The organism is Actinomadura harenae, assembly GCF_003696215.1.
GTDB classification, from domain to species: Bacteria; Actinomycetota; Actinomycetes; order Streptosporangiales; family Streptosporangiaceae; genus Spirillospora; species Spirillospora harenae.
Window position 1 is genome coordinate 1 of the sequence record NZ_RFFG01000131.1, and the last position, 18,180, is coordinate 18,180.

20 protein-coding genes are annotated in these 18,180 nt (G+C 69.5%); 12 read left to right on the forward strand and 8 right to left on the reverse strand.

The features are described from left to right. Positions 1-487: 487 nt before the first annotated feature. Complete coding sequence (locus tag EBO15_RS38075) at positions 488-1,159, reverse strand: YdcF family protein (RefSeq protein ID WP_122199334.1); 672 nt, start codon at positions 1,157-1,159, stop codon at positions 488-490. A gap of 43 nt (positions 1,160-1,202) precedes the next feature. Beyond that, positions 1,203-2,297, reverse strand: coding sequence for a hypothetical protein (locus EBO15_RS38080; protein WP_122199335.1), 1,095 nt, complete (start codon positions 2,295-2,297; stop codon positions 1,203-1,205). Between the two features lie 244 nt (positions 2,298-2,541). Between EBO15_RS38080 and EBO15_RS38085 the strand changes: the two genes are divergently transcribed. Genes EBO15_RS38085 through EBO15_RS38125 form a run of 9 tightly spaced genes read left to right on the forward strand, consistent with a single transcriptional unit; the run spans position 2,542 to position 9,321 of the window. After that, on the forward strand, positions 2,542-2,952 hold the full coding sequence (locus EBO15_RS38085) for a 6-pyruvoyl trahydropterin synthase family protein (RefSeq protein WP_122199336.1): 411 nt from the start codon (positions 2,542-2,544) through the stop codon (positions 2,950-2,952). Continuing rightward, entirely contained in the window at positions 2,949-3,653 is a 705-nt protein-coding gene (locus tag EBO15_RS38090; protein WP_122199337.1) for a 7-carboxy-7-deazaguanine synthase QueE, read from the forward strand. Before EBO15_RS38085 ends, EBO15_RS38090 begins: the two co-directional genes overlap by 4 nt. Before the next feature lie 46 nt (positions 3,654-3,699). Continuing rightward, positions 3,700-4,329 carry a GTP cyclohydrolase I gene (folE, locus tag EBO15_RS38095; RefSeq protein WP_122199338.1) on the forward strand — a complete coding sequence of 210 codons (630 nt, stop codon included), beginning with the start codon at positions 3,700-3,702 and terminating at the stop codon, positions 4,327-4,329. Next, positions 4,314-5,144: a hypothetical protein gene (locus EBO15_RS38100; protein WP_199745079.1), complete on the forward strand. Its 831-nt coding sequence runs from the start codon at positions 4,314-4,316 to the stop codon at positions 5,142-5,144. The genes folE and EBO15_RS38100 overlap by 16 nt, the downstream gene beginning before the upstream one ends. An 8-nt stretch (positions 5,145-5,152) precedes the next feature. Then, complete coding sequence (locus tag EBO15_RS38105; RefSeq protein ID WP_199745080.1) at positions 5,153-6,220, forward strand: hypothetical protein; 1,068 nt, start codon at positions 5,153-5,155, stop codon at positions 6,218-6,220. After that, positions 6,220-6,912, forward strand: coding sequence for a dTMP kinase (locus tag EBO15_RS38110; RefSeq protein ID WP_122199340.1), 693 nt, complete (start codon positions 6,220-6,222; stop codon positions 6,910-6,912). The genes EBO15_RS38105 and EBO15_RS38110 overlap by 1 nt, the downstream gene beginning before the upstream one ends. A gap of 30 nt (positions 6,913-6,942) precedes the next feature. Next, complete coding sequence (locus EBO15_RS38115; protein ID WP_122199341.1) at positions 6,943-7,875, forward strand: DUF2797 domain-containing protein; 933 nt, start codon at positions 6,943-6,945, stop codon at positions 7,873-7,875. Positions 7,876-7,933: 58 nt separating this feature from the next. Further along, complete coding sequence (locus tag EBO15_RS38120) at positions 7,934-8,776, forward strand: class I SAM-dependent methyltransferase (RefSeq protein WP_122199342.1); 843 nt, start codon at positions 7,934-7,936, stop codon at positions 8,774-8,776. A 53-nt stretch (positions 8,777-8,829) separates the two neighbouring features. After that, positions 8,830-9,321 (forward strand): NUDIX hydrolase, encoded by a 492-nt coding sequence (locus EBO15_RS38125; RefSeq protein WP_199745082.1) that lies wholly within the window; start codon positions 8,830-8,832, stop codon positions 9,319-9,321. Positions 9,322-9,342: 21 nt separating this feature from the next. Here the strand turns inward: EBO15_RS38125 and EBO15_RS46555 are convergent, their stop codons facing one another. After that, on the reverse strand, positions 9,343-9,849 hold the full coding sequence (locus EBO15_RS46555; protein ID WP_407643398.1) for an NUDIX domain-containing protein: 507 nt from the start codon (positions 9,847-9,849) through the stop codon (positions 9,343-9,345). 184 nt (positions 9,850-10,033) lie between these two features. Here EBO15_RS46555 and EBO15_RS38135 point away from each other — a divergent pair, with 184 nt between their 5' ends. Beyond that, on the forward strand, positions 10,034-11,227 hold the full coding sequence (locus EBO15_RS38135) for a hypothetical protein (protein ID WP_233616740.1): 1,194 nt from the start codon (positions 10,034-10,036) through the stop codon (positions 11,225-11,227). Positions 11,228-11,409: 182 nt separating this feature from the next. Here the strand turns inward: EBO15_RS38135 and EBO15_RS38145 are convergent, their stop codons facing one another. Next, the gene (locus tag EBO15_RS38145; RefSeq protein ID WP_122199347.1) at positions 11,410-11,640 is read right to left on the reverse strand and encodes a hypothetical protein; all 231 of its coding nucleotides are present in this window, start codon (positions 11,638-11,640) and stop codon (positions 11,410-11,412) included. Between the two features lie 165 nt (positions 11,641-11,805). Between EBO15_RS38145 and EBO15_RS38150 the strand changes: the two genes are divergently transcribed. Continuing rightward, positions 11,806-14,463, forward strand: a complete 2,658-nt coding sequence (locus EBO15_RS38150) for a tetratricopeptide repeat protein (RefSeq protein ID WP_147481846.1) — start codon at positions 11,806-11,808, stop codon at positions 14,461-14,463. A gap of 27 nt (positions 14,464-14,490) precedes the next feature. On the opposite strand, the gene EBO15_RS38155 is transcribed toward EBO15_RS38150, so the two are convergent. Beyond that, complete coding sequence (locus EBO15_RS38155) at positions 14,491-14,760, reverse strand: hypothetical protein (RefSeq protein ID WP_199745085.1); 270 nt, start codon at positions 14,758-14,760, stop codon at positions 14,491-14,493. Positions 14,761-15,330: 570 nt separating this feature from the next. On the opposite strand from EBO15_RS38155, the gene EBO15_RS38170 reads away from it, so the two are divergent. Continuing rightward, on the forward strand, positions 15,331-15,474 hold the full coding sequence (locus EBO15_RS38170; protein WP_199745086.1) for a hypothetical protein: 144 nt from the start codon (positions 15,331-15,333) through the stop codon (positions 15,472-15,474). Positions 15,475-15,553: 79 nt separating this feature from the next. Here EBO15_RS38170 and EBO15_RS46560 read toward each other — a convergent pair whose 3' ends face one another. The 3 genes from EBO15_RS46560 to EBO15_RS38185 all read right to left on the reverse strand — a co-directional run bounded on the left by EBO15_RS46560 (position 15,554) and on the right by EBO15_RS38185 (position 17,709). After that, a complete protein-coding gene (locus tag EBO15_RS46560) occupies positions 15,554-16,150 on the reverse strand; it encodes a hypothetical protein (protein ID WP_233616741.1) in 597 nt (198 codons plus the stop codon). Between the two features lie 110 nt (positions 16,151-16,260). Then, complete coding sequence (locus EBO15_RS38180; RefSeq protein WP_122199349.1) at positions 16,261-16,950, reverse strand: hypothetical protein; 690 nt, start codon at positions 16,948-16,950, stop codon at positions 16,261-16,263. 444 nt (positions 16,951-17,394) lie between these two features. Further along, the gene (locus EBO15_RS38185; protein WP_147481847.1) at positions 17,395-17,709 is read right to left on the reverse strand and encodes a hypothetical protein; all 315 of its coding nucleotides are present in this window, start codon (positions 17,707-17,709) and stop codon (positions 17,395-17,397) included. Between the last annotated feature and the right edge of the window lie 471 nt (positions 17,710-18,180).

Sequence of the window (18,180 nt, forward strand, 5' to 3'; positions counted from 1 at the left end):
GCTCTGATTCTTGCGCGCCACGCAGCTCGGGGAGCTTCAGGTCGCGTCCTGGGCTCTCTGCCACCACAGGGTGGTGACGCCCCCCAGTGGGCCGCTCCTTCAGGAGCGGCACGTTCGCCCCGGGTGATGTGCACTGCGTTCGAGGTCTGGCCCACTGGCGGAACGCGGCGTCCAGTACCGCCAGAGCGGGACGCGGGCCCGTCGCCCGCGCCCGCCGGGCGGCGCCTCATGAGGCGCAGTTCGGGGTCTGCGCCCGTCCCATTCGACCGATCGGCAGATCATTGCGGGGCCGTCGAACAGGTGGTCGCCGTTGCGTGGTCCCATGCCTGGTGCATGGCCGTCTGCTGCTGCGGGGTCAGGTGGGCGCGCGGCTCTCACGAAACATGACCTGGCGGGGCTCCCACAAGGCGACTGGCTGATGCGGCGTGCTCACTTGTGCAGCGTGGCACATCGGCTTCTTCGGCTTCGGGCGCTGGCACCCGCACCGTCAGGGTTGTTGCGGCAGCAGGCGGCTGTCGAACCCGGCGGCTAGTAGCCGCTGGTAGGCCGCTTGCACGTCGGCGGGGACGTCCTGGGCGGTCGCGAAGCCGAGGGTGGGGTATTCGATGATGCGTTGCAGGTCGCCGACGAGCATGTCGATGACGAGTTTCTCGTCCCCGATCGACTTGAGGTAGTCCTCGAACGACAGCGGTTCGGACGCGCACACGACATCCACCTGCGGCCAGACCTTACGCGCGGTCGCCAGCGAACGGCGCTGCATGTACGGCTTGGAGATCAGCAGCAGCGAGGAGACCTCGACGCCGGCGTCGGTGAGCGCGGTCCGGGAGTAGGTGATGTTCTGGCCGGTGTTGGCGGCGCGCGGCTCGATGATGATCGCGTCGGCGGGGACGCCGAGTTCGATGGCGTGCTCGGCGAAGTGGACCGCCTCGCCACGCGGGAAGCGGGCTTTGGTGGTGGGGCTGTTTCCGCCGGAGAACACCAGCACGGGAATCAGCCCGGCGTGGTAGAGCTCGCTGGCGAACGCCGCGACGCCCAGGTCGTGGCTGCCCAGGCCGATGGCTGCCGAGCACGGCTGTGGCTGGTGGCCGACTTGGTGGTAGTCCCAGATCAGCAGGGCGTCGGCCAGCTGGTCGTCGGTGGCGCGGTGCTTGTCGGTCACGGAACTCTCTCCTGGCGAGGACGACGATCGGTTGTCCTGACGGTCACTCGGTGACCGCACCGGTTTCGAAGCGGCGGCGGATGGCGGTGATCGCACGCGTCTGGTGACTGAGGCCGCTGCTGAGGGCGAGCCGGGCGGTGTCGTGGAGCATGGCCAGGCCATGGTCGCAGGTCGCGCGATCGGACAGCAGGATGTGAGCGTGGGCGGTGGCGAGCCGGACGCGCTGCATGGGAGTGTCGTCGGTGCCGCTGGAGTGGGCCAGGTCGATGAAGTGCTGAGCCTGGTCTTGGCGCCCGGCGCCGCGGTGGGCCAGGGCGATCTTCTGCTGGGCGACCGACCAGTCCTCGCCCTCGTCCAGGTTCTCCAGCTGGTGGGTCGCCGCGGTCATCACCTGAACGGCGTGATCGTGGTCGCCGTCCTTGGACAGAGCGGTGCCGACCCACAGCAGGGCTCGGGCCCGGTCCCGGCTCGACAGGCGCTGGTCTCCGGCCAGCTGCTCGTAGCGGCGTGCCGCCTTCTGCAGGTCGCCGTGCATCTCCGCGACGACCGCCAAAGCCAACTCGACTTGCGCGACCCGGCGGGGGACGTCCAGGTCGGCGAACATGCTCAGGGCCCGGTCGTAGGCCCATCCCGCTGAGGCCGGTCCCAGCAGCACGCCCTGGTCGCGTTGGGCGTCGCCGAGCAGCACCAGCGACCTGGCATGCAGGTACCGGCCCTGGTCGTCGAGCTGGGTGCAGGGGAATCGGGTCAGCCACCGGTGGAGCAGGTTGGTGGCGGCCGGGAACTTCTGCCGCGACAGCAGCACCGCGGCGCGTTCCAGGTCGTCGGTCCAGGTTTCGTACTCCCACGCCTGCGGGCAGGGCGCCCGGACGGGGTCGACGCCGGCGGCCGGGCCGCCGGTCTCGCGGAGGAACAGCTCGAAACGGGCCTGCACCTCCGGTGATGCTCGTTGCAGCGTGGTGTCCAGGATCGCCTGGGTGTCGGGGCGGGGCTGGGTCGCGGCCCCCAGGTGCTCCCATTTCGACACCGTCCGGACCGCGACACCCAGCTCGTTCTGTGCGAACACGCGCACGCTCTGCCGCAGGGCATGGCGCAGTGCGCGGGTTTCGCGTCCGGTCCACACACGCACGGTCGGCATTGCCACCGTCTCCTCCAGGGGCCTCACCGGCAGGAAAGCACCCTGGCGCCCGGCGGTGCAGTGAAAGTGCAACGCAAGTGCCACACCGGGACGTTCCGCGGGCCGGGGCGCTGGCCCATGCTCAAGGCCACGGCCTCGTCCCCTCCCACAGCAAAGCACCGGCCCACCAAACCGATGATCGCCCGGCTCCTGCGTGAATCCCCCGGCGGCTGGACCCGCCTGTCCCCACTGGCAGAGGAAGACCATGCGTATCGATTCCCCTCCGCTCCCCTCTGGTGCCTTCACGATCGGCAAGAAGTTCACCTTCGAGGGCGGCCACCGGCTTCCCGGGCTGCCGCCCGAGCACAAATGCTCGCGACAGCACGGCCACAGCTACGAGGTCGAGGTCATCCTCACCGCTCCCGCCTTGGAGGAGCCCGGGTTCGTGACGGACTTCGGTGCGCTGTCCCCGTTCAAGACGTTCCTGGCCGGCAACCTGGACCACCGCAACCTGCACGAGATCTTGCCGTTCGATCCGACCTCGGAGCGCCTGGCCCAGTTCCTGGCGGGCTGGATTATGGAGCATCTCCAGCCGCAGCTCCCCGGCCGTCTGGTCGCGGTCTTGGTCCGCGAGACGACGAGCAGCTGGGCCCGCTTCGATGTGGAGGAACGATGACCGCCCGGCTGATCGTCGCGGAGTGCTTCGGCGTTGAGAAGCCGACCTTCCAGGGCGAGGGAGCCAGCTGCGGGCACCCGGCCTTGTTCATCCGGCTGTCCCGGTGCAACCTCAGCTGCACCAAGTGCGACACCAAGTACACCTGGGACTGGTCCCAGTTCGACCCGCGCGAGGAGTCGACGAAGCGGACGGTGGCGGAGCTGGTGGACTGGGCCACGTCCTCGCCGGTTGAGCTGGTCGTGATCACCGGAGGGGAGCCTCTGCTTCAGCAGGAGGGTGGCCTGGTGCCGCTCGTTCGGCGGCTGCTGGCCGCAGGGAAGCGGGTGGAGTTCGAGACGAACGGCACCCTGGCGCCGGTGGCCGACCTGGTGGTCGATGGGGTCCGCTTCAACGTCTCACCCAAGATCGCCAGCTTTGGCATGAACGAGGCCAAGAGCATCGTGCCGGCCGCTCTGAAGGCGTTGGTGGCCTCCGAGCGGGCGATCTTCAAGTTCGTCGCGTCCTCGGTGCCCGACCTTGACCGCATCGCCGGGCTCGCCGACGCCCACCGGTTGTCGCCGGTGTGGGTGATGCCGGAGGGCACCACCGCGCCGGCGATCACCGAAACGCTCCGGGTCCTGGCGGACCCGGTCGCGGCCCGAGGGTGGCACCTCACCACGCGGCTGCACGTGCTGGCCTTTGCCAACACGCGAGGCCGCTGACCCCGGCACCCTCTCCGTCCCCTGCCCCGCGGAAGCGAGAGAAGTCATGACGACACCCATCATCAGCTCTGAGCCCGAGCTGGGCACCGCCGGGATCAGCCGGCCGACGGGCATCGACACCGTTCGGGTCGCCGACCTGATCACTCAGCTTCTGGTCGAGTTGGGTGAGGACCCCGGCCGCACCGGGCTGATTGGCACCCCCGACCGCGTGGCGGCCTGGTGGAACGCCTTCCTGTCTCCGGGTGGCGCCGCGACGGCCACCTGCTTCACCGAATCCCACCTGAACGACCAGCTGGTCATCGTGGGCGGTATGAGCGTGTGGTCCCTTTGTGAACACCACATGCTGCCTATGAACCTCCAGGTCACCACCGCCTACGTGCCCAACGGCGAAGTGGTGGGGCTGTCGAAATTCGGACGGATCGCCCAGCACTTCGCCGCCCGGCTCCAGGTCCAGGAGCGCTTCACTCGGCAGCTCGCCGAACACCTCACCGGCGTGATCGGACGCGAGGACATCGCCGTGGCCGTGCGTGGCCTGCACTTGTGCATGAGCATGCGCGGTGTCCGGATGGAGGACGCCCGCACCACCACCGTGCACGCACGTGGACGCTTCCGCACCGACCCCGTGCTCTCCCAGCAGTTCCTGACCGTCACCACCAGGCAGTGGGCAGCATCGTGAAGCCCGGCATCGACTTCTCGGTCATCGCCCCGACCGCCCACCTCAAGGACTTCGTCGCCCAGGAGCCAGCCCGAGTCCACCATGTCGCCGCCCAGCGGGTCCTGTCCGACGAGTCCTACCGGGCCTTCTTCGCCCGCGAAGCAGCGTGTGGCGCCGAGGTCATCATCGACAACGGCCTCTTCGAGCTCGGTCACGCCCTGCCGACACCGAGGCTGGTCGAGGCCGCGCTCGCAGTGTCCGCGCGGGAGATCATCCTGCCGGACGTTATGCGGGACGGGCCCGCGACCCTCAAGGCGAGCGAACAAGCCGCGCGGGAGATCGGTGACCTGTCCGGCGACGCGTTCCGGCTGTGCGCGGTGCTGCACGCCTCGAACGACCAGGAATGGCGCCGCACCTACACCTCCCTGGTGTCCAGCGACTGGGCCGGAGCCATAGCCCTACCGGCCTCCCGCACGCCGGACCCCGCCGGCCAGTTGTGCCGCACCCGCTGGTTGGCGACCGCCTACCTGGAGGACCACGGTCTGGTCAGCGACCAGATGGTGTATCGGCTGCTCGGGTTGGGCCGGACCGGACATCTGGAGCTGATCGAGCAGCGCGCGCACCGATGGATCTCCTCGGTGGACGGCGCAGCCCCGGTCATCCTCGGCGCGATGGGCATCGCCCTGGCGCCTGAGGGGCCGTACGAGAAGCCCTCCACACCCCGCGTGGAGAGGCTCGGCCCGATCGCACAGGAGCGATTCGCTTTGATCCGGCAGAACATCGCGGTCGTCCGGGCGGCGGCCGGCAGTCCCGTGACGATCGCCGAGGATCCCTGATGACCCCCTTGCTGACCGACGCCGCTCCCGGCCTCCTGCGCGCTGCTCCCATCGACTCCGGTGGGCACACCATGAGCCGGGCGAGTCTGCTGCGCTACCTGGAGATCAAAGTCCATCACCTGATCAAGGACCAGGCCTGGAACAGTATCCGCGTCATCGGTGCCTATGACCGCGCGGCGGTGATCTCCCGGCACGAGAAGACCGGGAAGCTGTTCAACGTCGAGCGGCCCACCGTGACCGCTCACGGCAGGGACCTGGTCGTCAAGGCGTTCCCCGGAGCCGACTACGTCCAGCACTACGCGTTGATCACCGCCACTTACCTGGCCATGACCGGCCGCCCCGCCGACACGGTCACCTACCAGCCGCCCGATCAGCGGGCGTGCCGAACGGCGCTGGACGCGCTTGATCTGGCATTGGACGGCGAACTGGTGATCGTCGGCTGGGGCCTGACGCACCTGGCCCCTCCGGGTGGGGTGTGGACCCACGGCCCCGGCTATGCCTGGCAGCGTGCCCAGGTCGCCGGCCGACACGTGGTCTACCTGGGGTTCCTCCACAGCATCTGGGGGGACGTTGCCGGGCGGGTCGTTGCACGGCTGGCCGAGCTCGGCGCCGGCGACGTCGTCTACGTCGGCAAGGTCGGGTCGTTGACACCGGGCATCGAACCGAACACGTGGCTGGCGACCGGCAGCACGAGCCTGGTCCGCGGGACGCTGGTGAGCTGGGACGACTTCTTCGGCGACTACGCCGCTGCCCACGACGGGGTGCAAAGCGGCCTGCACGTCTCGTCCCCGTCGGTGCTGCTGGAGGACCGAGACTGGCTGACCCAGCACAGCACCTCCTACGCCTTCGTCGACCCGGAGATCGGCCCCATGGGGATGGCGGCTCAGCAGGCAGGAGTCAGGTTCGGCTACCTCCATGTCATTTCCAACAACCTCGCCACCCACTACCCCGCCGACCTGTCCAATGAACGTCAACGTGACGTCCTTCGCCGTCGCGCGGTCCTGGCCGACCGGATCCGCACCATCGTCACCGGCCGCCTGGCCGCCACCCCGAGTCACCTTCTGGGAGAAACGTGATGACCGCGACCGCGATAACCACCTGCACGCCGGGGCGGCTGATCACCTTCGTCGGCGGCGACGGAGCCGGCAAGTCCACCCTCGCCGCCCGCCTGCACCAGGCCCTCAACGACGCCGGCCACCCGGCGATCCTGGTGAGCAAGCACAGCTCCGAAGCCCCGGTGGATCCGCAGCTGTCGGCCTATCTCGACCAGCTCAACAACCTGATCTACCGGCGCGACGCCGCCGTTGCTCAGGCCTGCGGCGACCGCTACTGGCTGCTGGCGCTGGCGGCCTGGTACACCTTGCAGGACCAGCTCGTCATCCGTCCCGCGCTCACCACGGGCACCCACGTGGTCCTCGACAACGGCCACCACAAGATCCTCGCCCGCTACGCGGTCAACCCTGAGGTCTCCGCCAGTCTCTGCGAACAGGTCTTCGCCCACCTGACCGCGCCGGACCTGGTGCTCTTCCTGGACCTCGGCGCGCGCGAGGCCCTGGCCCGCAAGGGCGCCTTCACCACCCTGGAAACCGGCCACCGCGGCGGCGACGCCGAGGACTTCGTCCGCTACCAGGACTGCGTCCTGGACCAGATGCGCCGCCAGGCCAAGCACAACGCGTGGCTGTCGCTGAACGTCGCCGGTATGGACCGAGACCAGGTGTTCAAGGCCGCCTCCCCAGCGCTGGCCGACCGGCTGCACCTGCCCCTCTGATCCCCTGCCCTGATCAACAAGGAACACACCATGGGTCAGGCCCTGCCCACCAGCGGAACCTACGTCTGCCACGGCATCACCTGGGCGACCGCGGACCCCCGCCTCCTGCTGGCCCCAGTGACCGGCGAACCGCTCATCTGCGCGGCGATAACCGACAGTCGCCTCGCCTACCAGGTGAACGGTACCGGCCGGTGGTGCACCGGCCGGTACCGGTTCACCGACCGCATCCGCGTCGAAGCCGTCGCCTGCCCTGACCAGTCCCCCGCCATGACCGGTGGCCAGTGCGCCGCCTGCGCCACCCGGGACGAGTTTCGGTTCGCCCACCACATCCACAGCGGCGGCCGCATTCCCGACGCTCTGGCGGCGTACATGGCTCAGCCGCACTGGCTGTACCTGGCGACGTTCGCCGACAGAACGACCAAGGTCGGCACCGCCGCCGACCCCCGCCGGCGCTCCCGCCTGGACGAGCAGGGCGCCCTGTTCGCCACCTATCTCACCAAGAGCGCAGACGGGCGCGCCGTGCGGCACCTGGAGGACGCTGTCACCCGGCGCACCGCATTGCCCCAAGCCGTACGAGCCGCCGCCAAGGTGAAGGCCCTGGCCGAGCTGCGCGACCTCGCCCCCGCCCGCGCCGCTCACCAGCAGCATCTCGACCGCGCCGCCGCGGCCCTCTCCGAACTCGGCGTCCCCGTCGTCCTCGAGCCGTGGCGGCCGCCGCGCGAAGGCGACCTGCTTCGCACCCCGCAGACCCGGCGCACCCTCTACCCCCACGACCCGCGCGAAGGCGAGCACGGGATCACGGTCCTGTCCTGCCTCGGCTCCCAGGTCCTCGCCTCCGTCGACAACAACGCAGATGACGAGCTGCCCAACGTGCTCGACCTCGGCGTTCTCAAAGGCCGCCGCATCAGCCTTGATGCCCGGTTCTCCTCAGCACCCGCCGCCGTGCAGTCCGCGCTCTTCTAAGCCTGCCGCGCCCTCATGCCCGAACCCACGCACCCAGAATCTGCGAAGCGAGGCCCGCGTGTCCCCCCACGACGCCGTTGCCGGCTGGGACGAAGACGCCACCGCCGAGGCATACAACGCCTTCTGCCGCACCTATCCCATGTACGCCTCCACCAGCCGTGACCTCGCCAGCCGAGCCCAGCTGGCCGAGGCGGGCCTGGTGGTCGACCTGTGCGGCGGTGTCGGGACCACGGCCAGCGCCATACTCGACCTCGTCCCGGCCCGAACCCGGGTCGTTTCCATCGACAACGCCGCCGCGATGCAACGCGTCGGCCGCCGCACCCTGACCGACACCCGCCTGACCTGGATCGCCTGCCTGGCCGAACGGCTCGTCGATCACCTGCCCGCGGGCGGTGTTGACGCCGTGGTGTGCAACTCGGCGATCTGGAAAACCGACGCCAGTGCGGTGTTCGCAGGTGTCGCTCGTACCCTGCGCCCGGGCGGAAGGTTCGTCTTCAACATCGGCGGCGGCTTCGCGGGCGTGCGGCACCCCGACGAGCAGGCCGTCCGCCTCCAGCCATCACTGAGCGCCCTCGTCCGCCACGTCGCCACCCGCGACCACGGCTACGCCCCCGATCCGACCACGAGCCTCCCCCCGAAGCTGCCGCTTGAGAGGATCACCACTTTGCTGGCGGCAGCCGGTCTCACGGTCGCCGAGACCGAGGTCACCGCTCAGCACAGCACGATGGCCGAGAAGAAGGCGTGGCTGTCCATCCCCGTTTTCGCCCAGCCCGACGGAGACTTCAGCCACGCCGAACGGATGCGGATCCTCCAATCCGCCTACACCCTGACCACCCCGGAGACACCGACAGTGACCAGTTGGCTCGTCGTCGTCGCGCAGCTGCCGCAGGCGATCACATGATCCCAGCCGACGCCGCGCCCGATGCCCCGGACCGAGCCTGTGACCACACCAGCGTGGGAGTACTGATCTCCTCCCCCAGCGGGCTCCTGGTGTTCCAACGGGCGACCCCTCCGGCCGGGATCGCCCCGGTCGCCGGCCACCTCGACCAGCACCCTGACCTTGAGCATGCCGCCCGCGCCGAGGTCGCCGAAGAGGTCGGCCTCACTGTCGTCCAGCTGCGCCCACTGCTGAATCAATGGCGGCCGAACCACTGCCGGCGTCCTCCCACCGGCCCGGCGGTCGGCCACCACTGGTCGCTCTTCCAAGCCGAGGTCTCCGGAACGCTGGCTCCCTGCGCCCGGGAGGTCCGCGCTCCACGGTGGAGCAGCCCCGACCAACTGCAGCGACACGCGCTGCGGACCGCCGCGCACGCCGCCGGACACCTGAACCGGCAACAGTTCCAGCAGCGGCCCGGCCTGGAACCGGTGTGGTGCCGCTTCCTGCGCACCCTCGGGCTGATCACCCTGCCCTCGACCGTCCTCGACCGGATTGAGGAGATCCTGTGAACGGGGGGCCTGCAGTATCCCTCAGCGTGCGCTGCTCGCCCGCGCGGCCTCCAGGTACCGGGCGTGCGCCTGGATCCGCCCCTGGTCCGCCTGGAAGACGCTGTTCCAGCCGTCGTCCAGGCGGAACCAGGCCGCCGGTTGTTCTGGCTCCCCGCCGAGCGGAACGTCCCGCTCGACGACCGCCACATAAGACAAGGCCAGCGTCGGGGACCAGTCATTCCGGAAGGACCGCACCGCCACAGCCGCGGGTCCAGGCAGCAACCCAACGTCCAGGCCGGTCTCCTCCAGGAGTTCTCGCGCCGCCGCCGCGCGCGGTCCCTCACCGGGTTCCACCTTGCCGCCGGGCGGCACCCACCCACGCACCCGGTGGCTCACCAGCAATACGTACTCCAAGGCCGGGTCCAGAACCCAGACCTCGGCGGCCAACGGCTCCATCGGACGCTGGCGGGCCCGCTCCAGCCAGGCCCGAGCATCGTCGAATTCCCATGTAGCGAGGCGGGCATCTGCCACAACCTCGCTCAAGATCACCTGATCGTGGTCACCATGATTCACCGCCCCCACCCTAAGCCTACGACCCGGCCCCAAAGCGTCACCACCAGCAGCGCGCCTTGCGGCCCTGGCCGTGCCCGCCGCCCGGCCGACACTCGATGCCCGCCTCAAACGCAGGAGGCCCCTCATGTCAGGTGACCGGACCTTGAACCATGGAGCCTGGGTGATACTGGGTGGCGCACACCTGCTGAACAGGACCAGACCGCAAAGGCCGGACGAGCTGATCGTGCTCGTCGGTGTGCCGCCCCAGGAGGTGTGCCGGCCGGCCACCAGCGTGGTCGTCAGGTGGGACGTGCTCGGTCTCTGCATGGCCCGTGCGCTGCGCCCCGGTGGCGCCCAGACGGGATCGGCGTGGATCGACGGTGGCGAACTGTCCCCCGACGCCATCCCCGGCCCCATCCTGCGCCGTCTGGCCGGCGCCGAGGCCGCGCCGTCCCTGGTGCCCCTGTGCTACCTGGCCGAACACCCAGACGGCGGCTACCATGCCTACGCTCAGGTCCGCTTCCACCCCGAAGACGCCTGCTTCGTACGCACCACTCGCGCTCCAGTAGGCCATGGCCCGGTCGAGGGCTTGCACTGGCTCGCGCCGGTGCTGGCGACTCATGCCGAGTTGAGTATGGCGCTCGACAACCACCTCCGGTACTTCCGCAGGCACTTCGAAGGCACCGAGCTGGAGTACAAGTACATCCTCGACCCGGCACCCGACATCTGGGTCGCGTCCATGGAACTACTCAACGCCCTGCGCGACGGCGAACTCGCCGGATTCCAGCCGGAGTACCGCGAAGAGTTCGAAGTTCACCACACCGAGAACCACCTGTTCGACGTCATCGCGCCTGAACATGAGGCCGGCTATGCCTCGTTCATCCCCACAGTCACCACCGGGCACGTTCTCAAGCGGAAATGGTTCACCAAGGACACCTTCGCGCGCCGTGAAGAGCTGACTCCCGGCCTCGACATCTCACCTGACCGCTTCGAGGCGCACCTGAGCGAAGAACTGGGCCTGCACGTGCGTGCCATGCCGCCCTTCCGTCGCGTCCGCTACGACGTCCAGTGCGCATCGATGCGGACCGGACACATCTACGGCCTGTTCTTCGACCGGTGCTCTCTCCTCGCCGCGCCCGAGATCGCCCTCACCCAGTGCGAACTGGAGTACCTCCGCTCACGCAGCGTCCTAGACCAGGACCATGAGGTCCTCAGCGAGATGGAGCGCCTCAACGGGTGGCTCGGCACTTACCTCGCCAACCGGGGCTGGGCGAAGAACCACACCTTCTATTCCAAGCGCACCTTCCTGCGCGACGCCATCGCCGCCCGCCCCGACCTGCTACCGTCCAGCCGCGCTGGCACACCGACAGGCTGACAACGACCGACGTGATCGCGCGGAGCTCCGCCGAAGCGAGCAGCCATCACGGCTGCCTTGTCGCGACGTTTGGACAGCTTCTGGCGCTTGGCGTTCACCAGGATCGGCGCGTGTGCCCACGTCGGCGGGGGCGCCGAGCACGGCACGCCGAGACGTCGCGTGGGTCGCCGCCGACGTGTTGTTCAGGCATGGCGTCGCCCGCGCCAAAGGCCGTACAGGGCGAGGCCGAGTCCGGTGCTTTCGATGCCGGCGCCGACCGGCAGCCACACCGTCGGGAAGAGCGACACCAGCACCGCGGTCGTCAGGCCCAGCAGGAGACAGACCATCGTGGCGATCACGTGTTGCGGGACGAAGACGCCTGGGCCGTTCGCGCCAGGTTGGTGTGGGTGGTGGTTGCGGGCGGTGCTGTTCACCGTGGTGTCCTTCCTGGTGGAGGGGCTGGTGACAGCACGATCGCGCTGGTGGGTGTTCGGGTTCGAGACGGTTCAGCGATATCGATCGATCCTGATGGGATGGCCTGGTCGGGGCCGTGGGTGTAGGAGTGGAACCGAACGTTTCCGAACAGTCGGATGGTGCGGATGGCTGCGATCGACCCGAACCGGATCCTGGCCACCCAGGACCTGGCCGAACAGTTGGCTGAGCTGTCCGCCCGGTACCCGCACGGGATACACCACCTGGCCACGGCCGCCAAGTTGAGTCCGGCGACCGTCCACGCGCTCATCGCTGGCCGCACCGTGATCCCTCGGACGAGCACGCTGGAGAACTTCGTGATGGCCTGTGGTCAGGATCCGAGGCCTTGGCTGGCGGCGCGGGCACGCCTGGTCGCAGCCCGACGATCGGATAAAGCGATGCCCGCCCCCGATCCGGACTGCCCTCCGGCAGGGCCGCTGGGGCGGGTGATCGGTGAGCTGGATGAGCGGGACGCGCTGCTGTTGGAGGTCCACCAAGCCTTCGCGGCCACGAGCACGACGTCTGGGGCGCCGGTGCCGGTGCTGCCGCCGTATCTGGACCGGGCGGGGTTCGATGACCGGCTGAGGCAGGCGGTGGCGGCGGCCGGGCAAGGCAGTCGGCTGGTGATGGTGATCGGGAACTCCTCGACCGGCAAGACCCGGGCTTGCTGGGAAGCGATCCGCGCCGAGCTGCCGGACTGGCAGATCTGGCATCCGCTGGTTCCCGAACGGCCGATGGCGGTGGTGGAGGCACTGCGGGCCGGGCGGGTGGCGCCGCGGTCGGTGATCTGGCTGAACGAGGCCCAGTTCTATCTGCAGGCCCCGAAGGTCGGTGAGCTGGTCGCGGCCGAGTTGCAGGCGCTGCTGGCGGACGCCTCCCAGGGGCCGGTGCTGGTGCTGGGGTCGATGTGGCCAGAGTTTCGGCGGGTACTCACCAGCGCACCCCAAGAGGCGTCAGCCCCGGACTCGCACCGGGCTGCCCGCGCCCTGCTCGACCGGGGCGAGGAGATTACCGCCCCATCCTGCTTCACGCCCGGCCAGCTCACCGAGATGGTCGCAGCCGTCGCCGCCGACCCCCGGCTCGCAGCGGCCGCCAAGCGTGCACCAGGCGGGCAGATCACCCAGGAGCTGGCCGGGGCGCCGGAACTGCTGCGCCGCTACCAGCAGGGCGGGCCAGCGGTCCGGGCGGTGCTGTGGGCCGCGATGGACGCCCGCCGCCTGGGCCACAGCCTCCACCTGCCCGAACCACTGCTGCACGAGGCAGCCCCCGGCTACCTCGACGACCACACCTGGGATCAAGTCGCCGACAACCCCGACTGGTTCATCACCGCCCTGGACGAACTCACCGCCACCCACCGGCGACTCCCCGGGCCCCTGATCGAACACCGGCCCCGCCCAGGCCAACCGGCCCCACCCGCCCCGCTGTACCGGCTGGCCGACTACCTGGAACAACACGCCCGCAGAGAACGCATCTCCCTCTGCCCGCCAGCCACCTTCTGGAACGCCGCCGTCCGCCACTGCCGCACCCCGGCAGACCTGACCGCTCTCGGCAAGTCCGCCGCGAACCGGGGCCGCTACCGCCTCGCCACGAACCTGTATCGGCCAGCCGCCGACGCCGGGAACCCCGACGCGCTGATGTACCTCGCGTACCGGTGCGAGGAGGCCGGTGACCGTGCAGGCGCTGAACAACTTGCCCGGCAGGCCGCCGACGCCAGGAGCGCCATCGCGCTGATGTACCTTGCGGGCCTGCGCGAGGAGGCCGGTGACCGCGCAGGCGCTGAACAACTTGCCCGGCAGGCCGCCGACGCCGGACACCCCGTCGCGCTGATGGACCTCGCGTACCGGTGCGAGGAGGCCGGTGACCGTGCAGGCGCTGAACAACTTGCCCGGCAGGCCGCCGACGCCGGGAATCCCCGCGTGCTGATGTACCTTGCGGGCCTGCGCGAGGAGGCCGGTGACCGCGCGGGCGCCGAACGGCTGTACCAACAGGCCGCCGACGCCGAGAGCGCCGACGCGCTGATAGAACTGGCGTACCGCTGCGCGGAGGCCGGTGATCAGGCGGGTGCCGAACGGCTTGCCCGGCAGGCCGCCGCTGCCGGGAGCGCCGTCGCGCTGATGTACCTTGCGGGCCTGCGCGAGGAGGCCGGTGACCGTGCAGGCGCTGAACAACTTGCCCGGCAGGCCGCCGACGCCGGGAATCCCCGCGTGCTGATGTACCTTGCGGGCCTGCGCGAGGAGGCCGGTGACCGCGCGGGCGCCGAACGGCTGTACCGACAGGCCGCTGGTGCCGGATATCCCGACGTGCTGATGGACCTGGCCTACCGGCGAGAGCGGGCCGGTGACCGCGCGGGCGCCGAACAGCTCGCCCAACAGGCCGCTGGTGCCGGATATCCCGACGTGCTGATGGACCTGGCCTACCGGCGAGAGCGGGCCGGTGACCGCGCGGGCGCCGAACGGCTGTACCGACAGGCCGCCGACGCCGAGAGCGCCGACGTGCTGATGGACCTGGCCTACCGGCGAGAGCGGGCCGGTGACCGCGCGGGCGCCGAACGGCTGTACCAACAGGCCACCGACGCTGGACACCCCGACATGCCGATGGACCTGGCCTACCGTTGCGAGCAGGCAGCTGCCGAACGGCTGTACCGACAGGCCGCCGACGCTGGCGACCCCCTCGCGCTGCGGGACCTGGCGGGCCTGCGCGAGCTGGCCGGTGACGCCGAGGGGGCCAGCCGGCTCCGTCGTTTCGGTTTGGACGCTGGCGGGGAGGCCGAAGATCCCTGGGAGTGAGCGGCCGCGGTCGTGTGCCTGGAACGTCTACTTGCCCTGCGGTTGATCGCTGGCCGTCAGGTAGCGGTGCAGTGAGGTCTTGCGGATGCCGGTCTTGGCGGCGCTGACGCCGAGGGAGTCGCCTTGGGCCTTCAGCAGCCGGGCGTACTCGATCTTGTCTTCGGGGTGAGCGATGGGGCGTCCGATGTGGCGGCCGAGGTTTCGGGGACAGGTGCGGGCGCGGGCGGCGCGTTCGGCGATGAAGGTGCGTTCCATCTCGGCGAACAGTGCCAGCAGCAGGAAGGCGATGCGGGCCATGCCCTCGTCGGCGGTGTTGATCGGGAGTGGGTCGGCTAGGGATCGGACCCCAATCCCATGCTCGGAGAGGTGGCCCCGTCCGGACCGCCAGATCCCCAAGCCGACCGAACCCCCCGTGGCGCTGACCTGCGCCGGTGTGGCGGAGGAGGAATCCGTTGGACTTTGGCTCGGAGACCAGGGCGGGCCAGCTGCTCGCAGCCACGCGTCGGATCGACCTGGAAGCCCAGCTGGGCCCGCTGTCCGGGGCGTTGGACGTTCCGCAGTGCGACGCCACCGGGAACGTACTCGCCGCGGCCGGAGGCCCTCGCCACGCCGACGACGTGTTCATCTCCATGCCGTCGCTGCCCCTGGAGTGCGAGGGCCTGGACGTCGTCGCTCGCTTCTGCGTCAACGTCTTCTCCAACGGCCGCCGCTTCGACCTCGTCCCGTCCCGGGCCAACGGCCAGCCCGCGTTCGGCATCTACCTGCGCACGGCATCCGGCATACGCCACGGAACAGGCCTGTTCGTCCTCACCCTCGCGGGCGGCCATGCGTGCGGTCACCTCGCGCAGGCGGTAGCGGCGGATCCGCGTGGAGAACTCCTACGGCGTCCCGGAGAACAGCACGCACTTCCGCGGACTCGAGCGGTACGAGGGCGACCACTTCTACGTGATGGACCATCGGCAGCCTCTCGCTGTCGCCATCACGGCCGCGATGCGTTCCGCCGCTGCATGAGCTCGCCTTCACCACCATGCCACCCGCTGGATGATCAAAGTCCAGGAGGGGTGCCCGCAGAGGGCGTGGAGGCGGGCCCTCAGGCGTCGGGATCGACTTGGGGGTGCGTGAATCGTACAGGCCTGCCCAGCGACCGAGCGTAGGCGATTTCGGCCCGGGTGCTGTCTCCGATGTAGTCGCCGACCACGAGCACCTCGTCAGCGAGCAGGATCTTCGACCGGTGCAGTTCGTCGAGCCGGGTCTTCAGCGTCTCAGCCTCGACAGGATCGGACCAAAGCTCGTGCGGCGACTTCAGGTCGCAACCCGGCTTGACGACAATCCTGCCGGCCTTGGTCTCCCGCAGATCGGCCTCGGCCATCTCGGCCATGAAGCGGGTGGAGCCGCAGATCGCAACGATACGCGGGATGCTTAGCTGCCTCTTCGCCTCGGCGAGCTTCTCCTCGGGGGTGATCGCTTGCGGGGACGACACTGGTTCCTCCTGGTGGTGCGGCCTGAGGGTGCCGACGGAGAGGAGAACGAAGGCGTCCAAGATCATCTTTTGGTGAACGACGTGGGCACCCGCGCGCCCGCACTCTATGCGACGAGCACCCCTATCTGGTGCCGCGCCGCCCGCCGGCCTGCTGACGTACAGGTAGGTGGGCACCAAATGGCCCGCCGACCGCACGATCTGCACCACGCACACCGACCACAGCAGAGGAGACGGCTCTCGATGGTCGAGGCACGTCCGGGAGTCTCGGCGTTGAATGCCAGCTCGAGAGCCGCGGGCCAGTGATGACCTGCTGGCGGTTACGGTTCGGGAGGGGACAGTTGTTCCGCGTTGGTTTTGGCCCAGGAGGTGAGCTCTTCGAGCGTTCCGTCGGGGACCTGCTGGAGGATGCTGGCCAGCTGATCAGCCCGGGGGTTCTGTACATGCTCCAAGGCGTGAGCCACGTGAAGCAGGCGAAGCATGCGGTCTTCGGCGCGATGGCTGAGGTGGGCGTGGGCCGCCCTGTACAGCCATTTCGCCGCGAACCAGGTCAGGCCCTCGTGAAGCCGGTCGGGAGACAGCGCAGCGCACGCGTCGCGGCTCACCGATACCGTGTTGGAGGGTGATCCCACAACATCGGGCGTGAAATGGACCCTGAAGGGTTCCGCGAAAGCGGGCCGGGTCGAGTCGTGCTCCGGGTAGGGCTCGACGCCGGTGACCTGTCCGGTCCACGGAGCATCTGGCCCTTCGAAGGGCTCGAGGACGGTCACGTGATCGCCGATGGACGGACCGCCGAGCCCGGCGATGACCGCGGCCGTCACCACCGCACGGGCGTGCGCGAACGGGTTTCTGTACTCGAGCGGCAGCTGCGGATCAAGGTGGGCGTGCGCGAACGCGCGGAGCTCGACCAGAGCGGTCTGCTCCGTGCGCGTGCAGGATCTGCCCACCAGTGCGGTGAACAGGGCCGGGTGCAGAGAGCTCAACACGTTCACGACGTCGAAGAGCCGCACCTGGCACGGGCGGACACCGCTGTCGCGGGCCAGAGCCAGCAGTGCCAGCGCCAGGAGCTGGGAGGCGAGCCCACCCCCACAGACGTTCCTGCGGTCCGCCGGCGGTCTCCACCAGGGTTTGAGCCCGGGTACGGGCGGAGGCCAGGTCGGCGCCACCGTCCCCGGGCAGCAGATCGGGGACGTCGACGACTAGGTCAGTGATCTCGATGACCGGTGCCTCGCGGTCGTTCCCGTGCTCGCCCTGCTGCGCGGTTCCTGGTTCGGGGAGGTGGACCGCGTCCACCACCCGGGTCAGTGTCTCCCGCTCGTCGTCGTGGTGCCATACCGGCGCCACGACCCTGCCGTCTCGACCGGCGAATGCACCGCTGGTGACCCGAACCGCCCTGCTGGGAAGAACGAGCCGGTCGGGCAGTTGCCACAGCCACTGCAGGGCCAGATCGTGCGCTATCGGCGTGCAGAGGTCGATCGCGGCATGGACCGGTCCCTCTCCAGCTCGCGGGTCAGGCCGTCCCAGAGCTGCTCGCCCACCGCGGACTTCCCCGGCGGCGTCCAGGTCCGGGTCACCCATTGCCACGTCTGGGCGACGGGCCCGGCGGCACCCGGCGCCGTGTCATCCGGCAGAACCCGGGTGACCAGCTCACGGACACGTTCGGGCGTCGCGAGCTGCCAGGCGACGCCCCCGGTCGGCACGAAGAACACACGCGGGTTGTCCGCCCGAACGGCCGGTGTGTAGGTGACCAGCGCGATCACCGATGACACCGCGCACGTCTCCCACGCATCAGAGGATCACCGCACTGGCCCGGACCCGTTCCGGCCGACCTTGTCAGCGAACGCGCAGGCCTCCCACCACCGGTCGTCTCACGCCCTCACCCAACAGCGGAACCTCAGGCAGAGATGCCCCCAGTCACACCGACCTCGACTCGAAACGGGCGGAAGATTACGTGCCGTGTCAGACGAACCTACCGGCCCGTCCACCGCACACAGAGGTTCTTCTAGCATCCAGACCACAGAGAGGATGATGTCGTTCCCGCCCCGGCCAGAGCCGTTCACGAACCATGTCCGGGAACGCGCCTGGTAATGGCCGCTGAGCGGGGTTCAGTCTTCTGCTGGTTGGAACCTGCCGTCGGGGCCCTTCTGCGGGCCGGGCCCGGTCTTCACCGCGACGTCGGGAGCACACAGGCGACAGCGCTTGCCTCGTGCCAGCTGCTCGGCGCGTACCGGTAGGTGAAT